Raw genomic sequence first — 14,946 nt, 5'->3', positions numbered from 1 at the left:
TGGAATATTAATGCGAAAGACCCTGCCAATAGCGTTTGGCAGGGTCTTTTCAATTGATCAGTTACTATGGAAGTTGAGTTTAGTTCTCCATGAATTTCTTGGCTGCTCTCAGCTGGTGGCGCATGTTACTGAGCAGCTGCTGACTCTCCTGCAGGAGGTTGAGGTATACGAGCGATATCTGCAGCAGGTTGTTGTCCTTCATCTCCGTGATGCGGTCGATGTGACGCTTACGCACTACTGAGAGTTCGTCCTTGCACTTGTCGGCCAAAGCGAGCGTGTCGCGATAGTGCTCGAAGCGGCAGGTAGAGATCTGTGTTTCGGTCTGCTGCATAAGGTCGTTGATAGTGGCGCGTAGCGGGCGGAACTCGTCGATGTATAGTTGCGGAACAGGGTTGAAGTTGTTGTCCACATGCTCCTTAATCGGGTCGAGGATACGGCGCAGGCAGTAGATGTACTGCTCAGAAGAGTTGATGCCAAGGTGGAACCATGTGTTGCGTTCTATCGCGATATCCGTAGGAACTCGCTTCAAGGCGAGCAACTCCTGGCGGCGGAACTTCTTCAACATCTCCTTCTCTTTTCTAAGTTCGTTGTTCACCTTGCGCAGAGTGCGTGTGCGCTCGTTCTCCAAACCGTCGATAATATTGTTGAACTCGTCGATGGCGAAGCGTGTCATGAAACTCTGTGTACGCGATACGTGCTTCATGAGCAGGTCGAGCACAATCTCCGGGTCGCGGGTGCGCATCATCAGGCGGAACACATCCTCCTTCTCGCCCTCTTTCTCCTTGCTTGCATACTTGCGGTTGCTCTTGATGAGCAGCGCAACTACGAGCACCATGAACAGAATCTTGGCGAGTATGCCGCCGTAGAACATTATCAGGCAGACAAGGGCGCAGGCTCCAAAGGCTACGGCTGCGGTGATGAACCAACCGCCGATTACGCTGATTACACCAGTCACACGGAATACGGCACTCTCGCGGCTCCAAGCGCGGTCGGCGAGTGAAGAACCCATGGCTACCATGAATGTTACGTATGTTGTAGAAAGCGGCAACTTGTAGTTGGTACCGATAGTGATGAGCATAGATGCGAGCACGAGGTTGATGGCTGCACGCACTACGTCGAATGCGGCTCCGTCGTTAAGCTCCGCCTCCTGCTTGTTGAAGCGGCTGTCAATCCAGCGCGACACAGACTTCGGCATGTACTGCATTACCCTGCTATTGCCGTCCTGAGTGACGCGGACGATGCTGCGTGCCGCACGGCTCGAACCGAACATCTCGTCGCCTTCGTCCTGACGGCTAAGGTCGACGCTGGTCTTTATCACGTTGCGCGCCTTCTTAGATGTAGCCATAGCCACAATCATGATAACGCCGGCTGCAAGCAGGAAGAACGGAGGTGTCTGTGCCGACTCCATGAGCGAAGTCATCATATAGTCTCTTGCGTCAAGGCCGTTGCTGTTAGCTATATAGTCGCGGAACGAGTCCATGCCGGCGAGAGGCACACCGATGAAGTTCACAAGGTCGTTGCCGGCGAAAGCCATAGCAAGAGCGAATGTACCCATGAGCACAACGAACTTGAACACGTTGACGCGCAGCATGTGCAGAACCTGCATCATGATAGTTGAGCCTACGAACGTGTAGAGCAACAGTAACGAGATGTTGCTGTCAATCCATGTACGAACGTCCTCTGCAATGAAGCGGCTCTTGCCCAAGCCTTTAAGGAAGATGAAGTAGGAGAGAGCTGTGAAGGCGATACCGCCGAAGAGTGCGATAGAGTAGCGCGAGTGTTTCTTATAATTAAAAGTGAACACTATACGTGAGAGCCATTGCACAATCATACCGAAGAAGAAGGCGATAGCCACACTCACGAAGATGGCGACAATCACGCTCAACGCCTTGTCCGTGTTAAGCAGGTCGGCAAAGCCGAGCGTCGGGTCGGCTGCAATCTTGATAGCTGCAAGCACGAACGTACCGCCAAGCAACTCGAACACGAGCGAAACAGTAGTAGAGGTCGGCATGCCGAGCGTGTTGAACATGTCGAGCACGATAACGTCTGTAACCATTACGGCAAGGAAGACGGTCATTACGTCGTAGAACGAGAAATTGGCAGGTTGCATAATGCCGTGTCGTGCCACGTCCATCATACCCGAGGACATTACGGCGCCAATTGCCACACCTGCCGAAGCAACGATGAGCACCGTGCGGAACTTCGCCACCTTAGCTCCGATGGCGCTGTTAAGGAAGTTGACGGCGTCGTTACTTACTCCAACAAAAAGGTCGAATACTGCCAGACATAGCAGAAAGACCACAATCGCTAAATAAATTGTTTCCATTTATATATTTACTTTGGTTTTTTCATGGTGCAAAATTACTCGCTACGTATTACACCGTGTTTAAACACATGTTACAATCCGGTTACAACCCGCAAAAACTGTCAGTCGGATAGTGGCAGACATTGCAAAAAAAACATAAAATAGGGAAACTCCTAATGCTTTTTAGGCAAAATCCCTATACTTATATAATAATTCGCATTAATTTTGTAGTTGAAAAAGTGTAGGTATCCTAAACGGAGACCTGTTAACGTAGAACTTAAATATATACTAATATGATACGCAGATTGTTATTGGCAGCAATTGTCGGGATAATGTCACTCCCGATGGTGGCTCAGGATGATGACGACATGTACTTTGTTCCGAAAAAGCAAAGCAAAGACGTGATAGAGTTTGAAAAGGGTGACGGTACGTACGACCTTTCGGCGCTCGACTCGACTACAATGATGATGTCAGACTCGGCACGCTATTTCGATGGCGCTGACGACGAGTTCGTATGCTCGCGCCGTATGCAGCGTTTCGACGACTTCTATTGTCCGTCGCTATATAGTTACTGGGACGATCCGTTCTGGTATGGTTCTTATGGCTGGTATTCGCCGTATCGCTCGTCATGGTATTGGCGCTGGTACGGCTACAATTCGTGGTATAGTCCGTGGTACTATTCGTGGTATAATCCGTGGTACAATCCATGGTACTACGATTGTTGGGGCTGGAACTATCCTTACTGGGGATGGGGCGTTCCATACGTTCACTACTCTTATCGCGGCAGACCAAACCCGTCACGCAACTTCACTTCGGGCGGTTTCGGCAGCGGCTCACGATTCGGCAATCGCAACACCACGACACGCAACCAGCGCAATACATACGGACAGCGCAACTCGACACGCAACAACTCGCGCTTCGACAACAACCGCAATCAGAACCAGCAGTTCAATCGTCGTCCCGACTATGCTCAGCCGCAATATCGCAACAACGGTTTCGGCAGCAATCGTGGGAGCTTCGGCGGAGGCGGCTTCGGTGGAGGCAATCGCGGCGGTGGTGGCTTCGGCGGTGGTAGCCGTGGCGGTTTCGGCAGTAGAAGATAATAAAGGTGGAAGCCATTCCATCACAATATAGTTTTCTCGTCACATTATTAATTTAATAATACAGCAATGAAAAAGATTTTAACAGCCTTCTCGTTCGCAATGCTCGGCGTTGCGGCAATGTCTCAAGAGACATACGACAACGCACAACTTGCGACAAAGGATCTTAACGGTACGGCACGCTACGTAGGTATGGGTGGTGCGATGGAGGCTCTCGGCGCCGATATCACAACCATGAACACCAACCCTGCAGGCGTGGGTCTGTTCCGCCGCAGCATGATTACCGGTTCGTTCGGTTTCAACAGTCTGTCGGGCACAAAGGATATCGGCAAGGACAAAACAAAGGCAAGTTTCGACCATGTGGGCTTTGTATATGTGATGCGTTCGGGCAGACATTCGTATGTCAACTTCGGCGCAAGCTACACAAAGAGTCGCAACTTCAACCAGATTGTTACGGCAGCAGGTAGACTCAACGGTGCTTCGCAGAACAAGGTTTCGAGCATGAAGAACTACAACGACTACTATCGTCTTGAGGACCATAACGGCGAATTGACAAGCCAATGGGGTAGCAATGACTATCCCGACCTTGCGTACAACCAGGTAGACTACCTTTATAGCAACGCTTTGCTTGGCGGCAAGAATAGCAAGCTTATCGGTATGAACGCCAATGGTTATAAGGGTGGCTACTATCTTGGCGACGCTAACGGAGCGCTCGACGCTTCGGGCAATCCGCGTGCTGCCTATTATGACGCTACGGGCTACGACTTCAGACGCGGTTCGAGTGGTTACATCGGCGAGTACAACTTCAATCTCAGCGGCAACTCAAAGGATCGCTTCTATTGGGGCTTGACGTTCGGAATGTATGATGTAAACTATCGTTCGGCTTCTGTATACAAGGAGAATCTCGTGAATAGTGCGCAGAAGGCTATCGGCGACGTCACCATTGCCGACGAGCGCACTATCAGCGGTTCGGGTTTCGACGTTAAGGCTGGCGTCATCTTCCGCCCGATTGAAGAGTCGCCGTTCCGTGTGGGCTTGTATCTGCACACTCCGACTTGGTACGACTTGAAGACTGAGAATCGAACGACCCTACTCAGCAACCTCGCAGAAGGATACGGCAAGGGCAACCAGTCGACAAGCGGCAGATACGACTATAAGTTCTATACTCCTTGGCGCTTCGGCGGCAGCCTTGGCTATACCGTAGGCAACTACCTGGCTTTGGGCGCTACATACGAGTATGCCGACTACTCTTATTGTGACATCCGCGTAAACGATGGCGGTTCGTACGATTATTGGGGCAACTATTATGAGGAGACTTCGCGCGACGAGGCAATGAAGAACAATATAAAGAGCGTGCTCAAGGGTGTTTCTACGTTGAAGATTGGCGCTGAGTACAAGCCGACACGCAATGTTGCTTTGCGCTTAGGCTACAACTATGTGTCGCCAATGTACAACAAGAACGGATATAAGGACGGAACTCTCAACTCTTACAGCAACTACTACAGCTCTACGACCGATTACACCAATTGGAAAGCTACCGACCGCGTTACTGCCGGTATCGGTTACGCATACAAGAAGTTCTCTGTAGACCTGGCTTATCAGTACAGTCGCACAGAAGGCGAATTCTTCCCGTTTATGAGCTATTCGGACTTGGCTGCCGTTGGTGGCGACAAGACGAAATACGACGCAGGATACGATAACTTCTGCGATGGTAAGAAGGTGACAGACAACCGCCATCAGGTGCTGCTTACACTCGGTTATAAGTTTTGATATAGCGCTTGCTTGATACTTTTTACCAAAAAAAAGACGCTATAAATTTGCAGCATAGGAAAAAAAACAATACCTTTGCATCGCATTTCAACAAAAAGCAGAGGCCGATATGGCTCAGTTGGTAGAGCAACGCATTCGTAATGCGTGGGTCCCCGGTTCGAGTCCGGGTATCGGCTCTTTGTTTTTGATGTGTGATAGAGTGGTATGCGGCAATAGCTCAGTTGGTAGAGCACTCGCTTCCCAAGCCAGAGGTCACGGGTTCGAACCCCGCTTGCCGCTCTTGATTATAAAGTGCTGAAAATCAGTGGTTTTAGTATAGTAAGGAGGTTCTTTTTGAGCCTCCTTTTTTTGTTGCCCCAAACCCCAAAGTGGTGGTTTGGGGTGTTTTAGGGTGTCGTGTGGGGCGGTATGTGGGACTCTTTGTGGGGCGAGTCCCACGGGTCAGTTCTTCTTGAGGCGTTCCCGAAGTTCGGCTATTTCCGCCTCCTGCCTGGTTATTAGCTTGTCCTTATCGGCAAGCCACGCCTGCTGACTTGCTATCAGCTTGTCTTTTTCTGCAAGCAGTTGTGTCAATGCTTCAATCTTTTGCTCTAATGCCGTTATTTTGCCCTCTGCTGCGTTTATCGTCTGCGTGCCTTGATAGTTATCGCCGCTGATGACATTTTGCGACACAGGGCTTGAATTTGCGTCAAGCATCTGGTTGAAGGCGGCGAACTGCGCCTTGCCGATTGCCTTTTCTTCGGCAAACATCTCGCCGATGCCGTTGTAAAGCCACTTGTAGTTAGCCTTGAAGGTGTTAGCGATACGCATAAGGTATTCTACCGAAAAGCCGTTTTTAATGGCACGGCTAAAACTTTGAGGTGTGATGCCGCATCGTTCGGCAAAATCACCCTGCTTTAGTCCGACTTGTTTAATCAAGACCTTAACCCTTTCAGTTGTCGAATTTGTTGTCATAATTACCAAAGTGTTAATTTAAACCGCATATTTGTTAATTGGCAACGATTAATCTGTAAAAGAAAGTTAAACTCATAAACTTTTATTTACCAAGTTGGTAATTGTATGGTAATTTTTACTACCTTTGCAATCGTTGACAGAGCGCAGCGAAACAAACCCAATCAGCTCGCAAAACGCTCAATATATGTTTAATATGCAAATGTAGCAATTATAGTCGAGATGGCAAAGAGAAAAAGAATAAAACTTCGACAGGGATGCCAAATTCTGTTGGCAAAGGACTGCGGAGTAGGGGTCGCAACAGTCCGACGCGCCCTGCAATGGGAATGTGACTCGGACATTCAGAACCTCATCCGCAAACGAGCACATGAACTCGGATACGTCAGACGCTGGTAACGGACGGTACTGCCGTCACAACATAAACCAAACTTAAAGCAAGAAAGATTATGAAACAGGCGACAGTAACACAGATTGAGAAGATATGGCTCTCGAACAAGGAGGCGCAAGCGTACCTCGGCGTGGGCATGGACTTTCTCAAAAACCTCCGTTCAAGCGGACGTATCCCGTTCTTTAAGGTCGGCAATACGGTGCTCTACCGCAAGCGCGACATTGACAGGCTCATCGAGAAAAATAGAGTATGTTAGAGTTAATAGTACATTCATAATAATGGTTTTAAAAACTTTTGTTTCGGCGATATTTTAATCGCTTCGTCGTGAGACGGTTTTTCTGCACTTAGAAGTATTATCACACATAGGTTATAATTTAATTGTCAAATTAATTATCAAACAAACATGTTTCAAGCGTGAAACGAAACCTGCGGTCGTCGCGAGGTGGTCGCAGGGTTTTCAAACAACGCGGAGTGGTGCAAAGGTAAGCACGTGTGGGTCAGATTTCTTTCATAGGGTTAATAGATAGAATCGCTCATAATTAGTCAGTCGTAAGTTAAATAAGCAGTTAACCCCACAAGATGCAGGTGTCGTAACCGCCTCCGCGACTTGAATTTGTTGTTATTGTTTTTGGTGGAAAACAGTTTGTAGTTGATTTAAATTTATTGTTATTATTTGATAAAATTCCCCGCAAATCTGCGAAGACAAGCGGGTTTAACAAGGTCGGAACGCACGATTGGAAGTGCTGAGAACTATGGATAGGGCGCAGTTGTCTGTTTTTAAGCTTTAAATATTCTGGATGATGCCATTTGCTGAATAAATTCCTAATGCCCGAGCCTCGGAAAGTTCTTGCGGGTCGCTCCGCTTCCGACCACAAAGTAAAGACGTTCTTTGATTTGTTGACACACAGAAGAAAGGCATATAGGACGGCGCGAGACTGACAATCCAAGACCGCCGCATCAAGGATGCTGAGTAACGAAAGACCTGCTAAAGCATCTCCTGACGTAGCGAAAGCCGTGAAAGCGGATAGAATGAACCATGCCGGACTCTGAATTGCCGGCACAGGCAAAGCGAAAAGGAACGCAGTAGGCTGCACGTTGAGCGTGCAAGACGGTGCACCGCAAAAGGTCTATAAAGGTGCGGAAAACAATAGACAGAGACTTTATTTAGTGTTTGTCATATTATATAATCAAAGAGGAGAGTGCGCGAATGGTAAGGCGAAGTCCTCGGAACCTTATACGAGTTCCGGGACTATGATACTGGTTCGATTCCAGTCTCTCCTCCTGCTTTCTAATTCTTTTTTAATATTGGTTAGTGAATATGTAACTGATAATTTCAATCATTCAAAGAGTAGTTGTGTGTGCCGTTCGTGAGGATAGCACGCATTGTTTTTTTAACTAAAAAGAAACTAACGTGAAGCAAACGAACATCTACAGCCACAAAGGAAGGCTGAAAGAAATAACAATTCGGGAATATCCGTATTCTTCCGCCGGAGAGATAGCCGCAAGACACGGCGTTTGCAGCGGCTCGGTCTGGTACTGGGTGAAAAAACTGAACCTCCAGCAGACGGACGAGACGAAAGCCAGGATACTCGAAAAGACACGGGGTTGTATCGCAAACACAATCAAGACAAATCTCGAGGTCAAACGAAAGAGCATGGAAACGAAAAAGCGCACATGGATGATGGAGCGGTTCCGTGTAATGTCGGGGATGCCTCAGAAGACAAAATTGCGCATTGCGACGCGACCCACCAAGGCGTACAAGGCGATATGGTACCTGGTGAATATGCGCAACTACTTCCGTGACATTGAGGTGGGTGGCAGGTTCACGCTCTATTACGACGAACAAACGAAACGTTCCGGCAAGGAAGACTACTACACGAAATCCTGCGGACTGACGTTTGAGCAAGTGCGAAATTAGTTCTTCATATATTAACCATTAAAACCAAGCCGACAAGGACGGCTTGCAGGTGCGAATCCTGCCGTTTTGAAAACTTTTTTGATTTTTGATTAAACTTGTTCGGTAACAAGTTGGGATTGCGTCATTGGCACCTGTAAGCCATGAACGCTGCAAGCAAGGAGTGACGGGTTCTTTTCATCTATGTTTGTAACAATTCAAGCCTGTCATGTACCGAGCCTCTGGGAGCAAAACACACCGAGCAGGGTTGAAATCCCTGCAATCCCTCTATTTTTAAAACGACTGAATATTATGGGAATTATATTTTCATCGGTCATCATAGTTCTTTTGCTCGTCGTATTCGCAGCAGTCACCCAGGCTGCGGTCGAGTACCTCGTTGACTGTGACGACAATAACACGAAAAAGGAGATGTAGCTCATGGGTAGAACAAAAGGATGCCATGATTGCATCTGGGGCAACTGGCCCGAGATGTGCAAAGACCCGAAGCGAGACCCGAAGTCAAACTATTGCTGCTGCCAGTGGGAATGGCGGCATGAATAAAAACATAAGGAATGAACATAAGCGAAGTATATGAGCGCATCCGAGAACGAGAGTCGGGCGCAAGTGCAGAGTCTCGTACACGAGCAGAGCTGCACATACAGAAGATTAAGGAACTCCGAGAGAAGCACAAGACGTTCATCAAGATGCCGCACACGAAAGCGTGTGACCTGGTGAAATACTGCCTTGCTATTGACAGGAACCTCGGTATCAACCGAATACATGAAAATGCGTTCGGGTTTATCTTCTTCAAGTATCAGTAACTAATTCTAAAAACATAAGGCAATGAGATCAAGAACAGCAGTGTGGTACGAGACCACGGTACGCTACGAGCGTTCAAAGGGTGACGAAAACAATATCGCTACGGAAGCATACGCCGTGGACGCATTGAGCTTTGCAGAAGCGGAGCAGAGAATTATAGAGGAGATGGAACCGTATTGCTCGGGCGAGTTCGATGTGAAGAAAATCGCAATCGCTCCGTACAGAGAGGTGTTTTTCTCCGGGGTCGAAGACGATGACAAGTTCTTCCGTGCAACCGTCACAATAATTACGCTTGACGAGCGCACCGGCAAGGAAAAGAAACACAACGAAAACTATCTCGTTCAGGCGAAAAACATCGAAACGGCACGCCGATATGTCGTAGATGCGTTTTTCAATACGGCAATAGAATACGAAATCAACCGCCTCGTAGAGACAAAGATACTCGATGTGTTCGAGAAGTAACATGATTTTAAAAACAGCATAACAAATGGAAAATAACGAATACGAAGTGCTGCAAGTGCAGCATGATCAGAACATCGTTCAGTTGGACGCAGTAGAGCGTGCCAACGTAGACTCGCAAGTGGCAACGGCAAAGCAATATCCGAGAAACGTCACACGAAGCATCAACAACTCAATCGCTATGGCGACTATGGATGTAAATACAGCGCAGAGCTGCGGTTACGCCCTCACTCGCGGCGGCAAGCCTATCACCGGCCCGAGCGTGCATCTGGCTAAGTTAATCGTATCCAACTGGGGAAATATCCGTGCCGAAGCAAAGGTTGTTCAGATTACCGACAAGCAGGTTATCAGTCGTGGTACATGTTGGGACTTGGAAAACAATGTGGCGACCGCTTTCGAGGTTCGTCGTTCAATCGTAGGCAGCAGTGGCAAGAGATATTCGGATGATATGATTACCGTTACAGGTAATGCAGCAAACGCTATCGCATACCGCAATGCTGTGTTCGCCGTTATCCCGAAGGCTGTTACTGACAAGGTGTATCAGGCGGCGCAGCACTGCATCACCGGCGACCTCTCTGACAACGACAAGTTGATTGCTACACGCAAGAAGTGTATTGACTACTTCAAGGACGAGTACGGCATCACGGAAGAGGAGGTTGTAATGATTTGCGGAAAGCAGACCGTCAACCAAATCAAGGCTGAACAGATTGTTCTCCTACGCGGTGTTCAGCAGTCGCTTGTAGATGGCGACACAACCGTCGAAGAGCTTATGAAGCCGTACCGCAAGGAAGAAAACAAGAAGAATGTCGCAGCCAAAGCAGCTGAAACCGCAGTGGCCAACGCTGCAAAGAAGGAGGCTAAGGCATGATTACAAACCAAATAATGAAACGTCCGCTTGCCGACTTTACCGTTGAGCAGCGGACGAAAGACGGATATTTCTGTCTTACAGGGTTGCTTAACAACTGGAACCTAAAGATGGGAACCAAGAAAGAGTTAAAAGACTATTTTGAAAATAAAGCAACCCAGGAGTTTGTAAAAGCTCTTGCAGACGAGGAAAATCTACATGTGGACAAATCCCCCTATGTAAAATCAAAGGCTCGTCTCGATCGTGGTGGTGGAACTTGGGGGCATCCGTTATTGTTTATAGATTTTGCCATGTGGTTAAATCCACACTTCAAAGTCAAAGTCTTAAAATTCGTTTCAGACCAAATGCTTACATATCGCAATGAGGCAGGCGACGCTTATAAACAGCTATCTTCTGCCATGAGCAAAATCTGTACACCGCATCAGATGAAACGTTACATGCCCATTCTTGGCAAGGGGATTAATTATATAGTCGCAGGGCATCACGAACATCAGCTCCGCAACGAGTATGGTACAGAGGAAAAGCAGAAAGAGTATTTTGAACTTGAGAAACAGGTTGCAATGCTCGTCAATGAAGGCTTTCTTAGAACCCCAGAAGATGTCGCTAATTATTTGAGACGCAAGTTTCAGAACAAATACTTCTAAGATATGATAAGTACAGAAGGCAATCAGCGCGAAATCTCATGGTTTCGCAGTCGCTTCGGAAATTTCACAGGTTCCGAAGTTCACAATCTTATGAAGTCGGGTCGCAAGAAGGATGAGGTGTGGTCCGAAACGGCAAAGAGCTATATGTACAAGGTAGCCGCAGAACGTCTGTTTAACCCCGACTTCCTCAACGACGATGATGTGTTTGATGACTATCTCCATCAGACGAACTTCACCTCCAAGGCTATGCAGTTCGGTATTGAGCAGGAGCAGTACGCCCGAGAGACATACATCAAGCTCAACAACGATGTCGAGGTGTTCGAGGTTGCATCCTGCAAGCACGATACCATACCGCACTTCGCAGCCTCGCCCGACGGCATCGTAAGAGGCACGGACTTGAAGTGCCTGGAAATAAAGTGCCCGAACATCGCAACACACATGATGTATGTGGATAAGATACACGACGGCGCATCACTGAAAGAGGTCAAGCCAGAATATTATTGGCAGACGATGGCAGAGATGGCTTGCACCGGCGCAACGGAAACGGACTTTGTATCCTATTCGCCGTGGCTTCTGAACCCTATACATATCGTAACCATTCTGCGCAACGACGAGGACGTCGCGCTGCTTGAAGAGCGCGTGAAGCTCGCGAACGCTTTCGTGGAAGAAGTTATCAACAAGTCAAAATCCTAAAAATTATCATGGACGTAGTAGGAAAAATCATAGCGGCCCTGCCTCCCAAGAGCGGCACGTCGCAGTCAACCGGCAAGCCGTGGCAGGTCAACACCTATGTGTTGCAGACCAACGAGCAGACACCGAAGAACATAGCCTTCGACGTGTTCGGCGCGGAGCGTGTCGAGCAGTATAATCTCAAGGTGGGCGATATGGTCACAGTGTCAATCGACATCGACGCTCACGAATACAACGGACGCTGGTACAACCAAATCAGAGCATGGAACGTCGTGAACCATGCTTCGGCACAGCAGCCGACCGCACAGCAGGCACCACCTCCGACACCGCAGCCTGGCACCTTGTTTCCGCAGCCACCTGCGCCAGGAGCACAGCCCGCACCGTCAGCAGGAACTGACCAACTGCCCTTTTAACGTTCGCAAATACGTTCTGTGGGCACAAGCCAACCTAAATGCTATCATAGTAGGGTAGGGCACCTCCTGCCCTACAAACCAAGTGAACTACCCATAGGCTAAAGACCTATGGGTTTTACGGTACATTTTATAAAAGTCATTGTTATGAAAAACAGAATTTCCCTCGATTTGTCAAACATGGAAGCCTTTAAGGAGCTGACCAACATACAACTTGGCGAGCTTATGAGGGCTGTATTTGCTTACGCTTCCGACGGCACGATGTTGTCCGAGGATGCTGACCAAGCCGTTCGTGTCGCGTTCGCCTTTCTGAAGGCGGACGTGGACGCGGAACGCGACTCGTACAAAAGACGCTGTGAGCGCAACAAAGAGAACGCACGCAAGCGTTGGGCGAAGCGTAACAAAAGCAAAAGCGCACACAAGACAAGCACGCCTAAAGATGTGGCAAGTCCTGTATTGCAGGAAAAGACCGCAACGGTAGACTACGAAAAGCTCGTTGCCTACTGGAACCGCCGTGTGGATGAAACAAAGTCCTCAATGGCGAAAGTGCTCAACATCACACCCTACCGCAAGAAGCTGATCGAGGAACGACTTGCGGAATATAACAATGACAACAAGGCATTACAGAAGGTGCTTGACAAGGCTCTCGCAGACCCTTATCTTAACGGCAAAAACCCGTCAAAATGGGTTGCTGACTTCAACTGGCTACTAAAACCCGAAAACTTCTCACGGCTTGTAGAGAGCGGCATTACAGCTTCAAGCGAACCGAAACCGCAGGCTGTGAAGGTAACGATTACTGAACCCGCTTTGACAAGCGAACGTCTGGAAGCGGAACGACACAGAGAGGAAATAGAGTTCACACGCGCTGAGCAGCAACGTAACAACCTCCTTGCGGCTACCAAGGCTGCGGACAGTAACCCGAACTGCATCCAGGCAAGGATAGCATACAACGCCTACGAGGACGGCACACTTGCGAGACTCGGTATAGAATGGACTCCTAAAACATCAACCAATGGCACTGAAAGACGAAATACAGAAATGGCTAAGCGAGCATCCTGACGCAACAGTTGAGGAAGCGATATGGGCAGGAGCATACATCGAAATCGACTTATGGTGCAATAAAACAAAATGACAATGACAACAACAACCGGAATAATATTACTCGTAGCCTACGTCGCCTTTGTGGTAGGCTCAATCGGCTACACAATCGGGTTTCTTCACGGAAGCTCCGCAAAACATAGCGAATATAATGAACTTTAGCCTATGGAAGCAATGGATAAAGAAGCCTACGAAATCAAAAAAGACGGCATGACGCGAGCTGAACGCAGAGCGTACAAGCGTATGCTGGCGAAACAAAAGAAAACAAACTCATGAAAAAAGAAGTAAGAATACCGATTTTGGGTGTAATTGAAGAAAGCGAAACCTTTACTGGGAACGAACGCTATTTTCTTGACTATTACCCACATGGCGAAGGAGTTTATCTTGTAAAGATAGGTAGCTGTTCCAGGGAGTTACGCGATGTGCGCATCCGAAACGAAAAAACACCAAATGACAGAATAAAGTGCGATTTTGGCATATTCCCTATTTCTTCGTCGGCTATTGTCGAGGAGATAAAGAAGGAGCACGAAGCAACGTTAAAGGACTATATCGAGGAGTGTTGCGTCAAGATACTAACCTCGGTAAACGCCAATCGTGACGATGTGAGAAATGTAGACGAGAAAATGAGTGTCCTCATAAAACAACTTACCTCTGATGCCACATGCCTCAAAGAAGCTCTCAATTCTATCAAGGAAGATGGCGTTGCATCCGGCAACGGAATTAGCGAAAAGACTTTGCTTGGAGCACTGGAAATTGTAACAAAAAAAGGACAATAATATGGCAAACGGAAACAAAATTATCGCCTATAAAGGCTTTGACAAAGATTTTAAATGCCGAGGTTTTCAATACGAGGTCGGCAAAACATACGAAATGGACGGCAATATTGCATGTTGCAACCGTGGCTTTCACGCTTGCGAGTCGCCAATGGAGGTGTTCGACTATTATGATATGCTAACCTCTCGTTTCGCAGAAGTGGAACAATCCGGCAAAATGGACAAAGAAGCCGATTCAACAAAGACGTGTTCTTCGCGTATTAAAATCAAAGCAGAACTAAAACTTGCCGACATCATCAATTTTGGTGTTGAATGGCTGAAAGAATTTACTATGCCATCCAAGATTGAAACAAATAACAGTTGCAATAAAGACTACTCCGCTAAGATTGGTTCATCGGGCAACTCCGCTCAGATTGGTTCATCGGGCAACTCCGCTCAGATTGGTTCATCGGGCGACTACGCTCAGATTGGTTCATCGGGCAACTCCGCTCAGATTGGTTCATCGGGCAACTACGCTAAGATTGGTTCATCGGGCTACTACGCTAAGATTGGTTCATCGGGCTACTACGCTAAGATTGGTTCATCGGGCAACTCCGCTAAGATTGGTTCATCGGGCTACTACGCTAAGATTGGTTCATCGGGCTACTACGCTAAGATTGGTTCATCGGGCTACTCCGCTCAGATTGGTTCATCGGGCTACTACGCTAAGATTGGTTCATCGGGCAACTCCGCTAAGATTGGTTCATCGGGCGACTACGCTCAGATTGGTTCATCGGGCTA

General features: G+C 48.0%; 18 protein-coding genes and 3 tRNA genes. 19 read left to right on the top strand and 2 right to left on the bottom strand.

Going from position 1 to position 14,946, the window contains the following annotated elements; genetic code table 11:
- Nucleotides 1-79 precede the first annotated feature (79 nt).
- A complete protein-coding gene (locus KTQ90_RS08795; RefSeq protein ID WP_217318103.1) occupies nucleotides 80-2,326 on the bottom strand; it encodes an inorganic phosphate transporter in 2,247 nt (748 codons plus the stop codon).
- A gap of 272 nt (nucleotides 2,327-2,598) precedes the next feature.
- Here KTQ90_RS08795 and KTQ90_RS08790 point away from each other — a divergent pair, with 272 nt between their 5' ends.
- From KTQ90_RS08790 to KTQ90_RS08775, 4 genes are all read left to right on the top strand, one after another.
- Nucleotides 2,599-3,408 (top strand): hypothetical protein, encoded by an 810-nt coding sequence (locus KTQ90_RS08790; RefSeq protein ID WP_217318101.1) that lies wholly within the window; start codon nucleotides 2,599-2,601, stop codon nucleotides 3,406-3,408.
- A 66-nt stretch (nucleotides 3,409-3,474) separates the two neighbouring features.
- On the top strand, nucleotides 3,475-5,175 hold the full coding sequence (locus KTQ90_RS08785; protein WP_217318099.1) for a PorV/PorQ family protein: 1,701 nt from the start codon (nucleotides 3,475-3,477) through the stop codon (nucleotides 5,173-5,175).
- Nucleotides 5,176-5,278: 103 nt separating this feature from the next.
- Nucleotides 5,279-5,351, top strand: a tRNA-Thr gene (locus KTQ90_RS08780).
- 30 nt (nucleotides 5,352-5,381) lie between these two features.
- Nucleotides 5,382-5,454 (top strand) — tRNA-Gly (locus KTQ90_RS08775).
- A 162-nt stretch (nucleotides 5,455-5,616) separates the two neighbouring features.
- On the opposite strand, the gene KTQ90_RS08770 is transcribed toward KTQ90_RS08775, so the two are convergent.
- Nucleotides 5,617-6,129, bottom strand: a complete 513-nt coding sequence (locus KTQ90_RS08770; protein ID WP_217318098.1) for a helix-turn-helix domain-containing protein — start codon at nucleotides 6,127-6,129, stop codon at nucleotides 5,617-5,619.
- 443 nt (nucleotides 6,130-6,572) lie between these two features.
- Here KTQ90_RS08770 and KTQ90_RS08765 point away from each other — a divergent pair, with 443 nt between their 5' ends.
- The 15 genes from KTQ90_RS08765 to KTQ90_RS08710 form a co-directional block, all read left to right on the top strand.
- Nucleotides 6,573-6,770, top strand: coding sequence for a helix-turn-helix domain-containing protein (locus tag KTQ90_RS08765; RefSeq protein WP_217318097.1), 198 nt, complete (start codon nucleotides 6,573-6,575; stop codon nucleotides 6,768-6,770).
- 937 nt (nucleotides 6,771-7,707) lie between these two features.
- Nucleotides 7,708-7,795: transfer RNA gene (locus KTQ90_RS08760), tRNA-OTHER, on the top strand.
- A 373-nt stretch (nucleotides 7,796-8,168) separates the two neighbouring features.
- A complete protein-coding gene (locus KTQ90_RS08755) occupies nucleotides 8,169-8,432 on the top strand; it encodes a hypothetical protein (RefSeq protein ID WP_217318095.1) in 264 nt (87 codons plus the stop codon).
- Nucleotides 8,433-8,720: 288 nt separating this feature from the next.
- Nucleotides 8,721-8,843: a hypothetical protein gene (locus KTQ90_RS13885; protein WP_302180510.1), complete on the top strand. Its 123-nt coding sequence runs from the start codon at nucleotides 8,721-8,723 to the stop codon at nucleotides 8,841-8,843.
- A 3-nt stretch (nucleotides 8,844-8,846) separates the two neighbouring features.
- Nucleotides 8,847-8,969, top strand: a complete 123-nt coding sequence (locus KTQ90_RS13880) for a hypothetical protein (protein WP_302180509.1) — start codon at nucleotides 8,847-8,849, stop codon at nucleotides 8,967-8,969.
- An 11-nt stretch (nucleotides 8,970-8,980) separates the two neighbouring features.
- On the top strand, nucleotides 8,981-9,229 hold the full coding sequence (locus KTQ90_RS08750; RefSeq protein WP_217318094.1) for a hypothetical protein: 249 nt from the start codon (nucleotides 8,981-8,983) through the stop codon (nucleotides 9,227-9,229).
- Nucleotides 9,230-9,251: 22 nt separating this feature from the next.
- A complete protein-coding gene (locus KTQ90_RS08745) occupies nucleotides 9,252-9,689 on the top strand; it encodes a DUF4494 domain-containing protein (RefSeq protein ID WP_217318093.1) in 438 nt (145 codons plus the stop codon).
- Nucleotides 9,690-9,714: 25 nt separating this feature from the next.
- Nucleotides 9,715-10,554 carry a hypothetical protein gene (locus tag KTQ90_RS08740; protein ID WP_217318092.1) on the top strand — a complete coding sequence of 280 codons (840 nt, stop codon included), beginning with the start codon at nucleotides 9,715-9,717 and terminating at the stop codon, nucleotides 10,552-10,554.
- Nucleotides 10,551-11,195, top strand: a complete 645-nt coding sequence (locus KTQ90_RS08735; RefSeq protein ID WP_217318091.1) for a KilA-N domain-containing protein — start codon at nucleotides 10,551-10,553, stop codon at nucleotides 11,193-11,195. The genes KTQ90_RS08740 and KTQ90_RS08735 overlap by 4 nt, the downstream gene beginning before the upstream one ends.
- A 3-nt stretch (nucleotides 11,196-11,198) precedes the next feature.
- Nucleotides 11,199-11,888 carry a lambda exonuclease family protein gene (locus KTQ90_RS08730; RefSeq protein WP_217318090.1) on the top strand — a complete coding sequence of 230 codons (690 nt, stop codon included), beginning with the start codon at nucleotides 11,199-11,201 and terminating at the stop codon, nucleotides 11,886-11,888.
- Between the two features lie 8 nt (nucleotides 11,889-11,896).
- Nucleotides 11,897-12,298, top strand: a complete 402-nt coding sequence (locus tag KTQ90_RS08725) for a DUF3127 domain-containing protein (RefSeq protein ID WP_217318089.1) — start codon at nucleotides 11,897-11,899, stop codon at nucleotides 12,296-12,298.
- A 144-nt stretch (nucleotides 12,299-12,442) separates the two neighbouring features.
- A complete protein-coding gene (locus tag KTQ90_RS08720) occupies nucleotides 12,443-13,354 on the top strand; it encodes a DUF6291 domain-containing protein (RefSeq protein WP_217318087.1) in 912 nt (303 codons plus the stop codon).
- A 75-nt stretch (nucleotides 13,355-13,429) separates the two neighbouring features.
- Nucleotides 13,430-13,555: a hypothetical protein gene (locus KTQ90_RS13875; protein WP_302180508.1), complete on the top strand. Its 126-nt coding sequence runs from the start codon at nucleotides 13,430-13,432 to the stop codon at nucleotides 13,553-13,555.
- Nucleotides 13,556-13,665: 110 nt separating this feature from the next.
- Entirely contained in the window at nucleotides 13,666-14,169 is a 504-nt protein-coding gene (locus KTQ90_RS08715; protein ID WP_217318086.1) for a hypothetical protein, read from the top strand.
- Nucleotide 14,170: 1 nt separating this feature from the next.
- Nucleotides 14,171-14,946 (top strand): DUF7666 domain-containing protein (locus tag KTQ90_RS08710; RefSeq protein ID WP_475583237.1); only part of this gene is annotated, 776 nt, incomplete at its 3' end.

Origin of the sequence: Leyella stercorea, from assembly GCF_019052365.1 — a bacterium.
Taxonomy (GTDB): domain Bacteria; phylum Bacteroidota; class Bacteroidia; order Bacteroidales; family Bacteroidaceae; genus Prevotella.
The sequence above is the reverse complement of the archived record's forward strand: the minus strand, read 5'-3'. Positions and strand labels throughout refer to the sequence as shown.

Coding starts and splice junctions, on each gene's coding strand:
- KTQ90_RS08725 (WP_217318089.1), top strand. CDS start 11,897: ATGGACGTAGTAGGAAAAATCATAGCGGCCCTGCCTCCCAAGAGCGGC.
- KTQ90_RS08790 (WP_217318101.1), top strand. CDS start 2,599: ATGATACGCAGATTGTTATTGGCAGCAATTGTCGGGATAATGTCACTC.
- KTQ90_RS08755 (WP_217318095.1), top strand. CDS start 8,169: ATGGAAACGAAAAAGCGCACATGGATGATGGAGCGGTTCCGTGTAATG.
- KTQ90_RS08735 (WP_217318091.1), top strand. CDS start 10,551: ATGATTACAAACCAAATAATGAAACGTCCGCTTGCCGACTTTACCGTT.
- KTQ90_RS13885 (WP_302180510.1), top strand. CDS start 8,721: ATGGGAATTATATTTTCATCGGTCATCATAGTTCTTTTGCTCGTCGTA.
- KTQ90_RS13880 (WP_302180509.1), top strand. CDS start 8,847: ATGGGTAGAACAAAAGGATGCCATGATTGCATCTGGGGCAACTGGCCC.
- KTQ90_RS08765 (WP_217318097.1), top strand. CDS start 6,573: ATGAAACAGGCGACAGTAACACAGATTGAGAAGATATGGCTCTCGAAC.
- KTQ90_RS08740 (WP_217318092.1), top strand. CDS start 9,715: ATGGAAAATAACGAATACGAAGTGCTGCAAGTGCAGCATGATCAGAAC.
- KTQ90_RS08795 (WP_217318103.1), bottom strand. CDS start 2,326: ATGGAAACAATTTATTTAGCGATTGTGGTCTTTCTGCTATGTCTGGCA.
- KTQ90_RS08730 (WP_217318090.1), top strand. CDS start 11,199: ATGATAAGTACAGAAGGCAATCAGCGCGAAATCTCATGGTTTCGCAGT.
- KTQ90_RS08715 (WP_217318086.1), top strand. CDS start 13,666: ATGAAAAAAGAAGTAAGAATACCGATTTTGGGTGTAATTGAAGAAAGC.
- KTQ90_RS08750 (WP_217318094.1), top strand. CDS start 8,981: ATGAACATAAGCGAAGTATATGAGCGCATCCGAGAACGAGAGTCGGGC.
- KTQ90_RS08770 (WP_217318098.1), bottom strand. CDS start 6,129: ATGACAACAAATTCGACAACTGAAAGGGTTAAGGTCTTGATTAAACAA.
- KTQ90_RS08785 (WP_217318099.1), top strand. CDS start 3,475: ATGAAAAAGATTTTAACAGCCTTCTCGTTCGCAATGCTCGGCGTTGCG.
- KTQ90_RS08720 (WP_217318087.1), top strand. CDS start 12,443: ATGAAAAACAGAATTTCCCTCGATTTGTCAAACATGGAAGCCTTTAAG.
- KTQ90_RS08745 (WP_217318093.1), top strand. CDS start 9,252: ATGAGATCAAGAACAGCAGTGTGGTACGAGACCACGGTACGCTACGAG.
- KTQ90_RS13875 (WP_302180508.1), top strand. CDS start 13,430: ATGACAACAACAACCGGAATAATATTACTCGTAGCCTACGTCGCCTTT.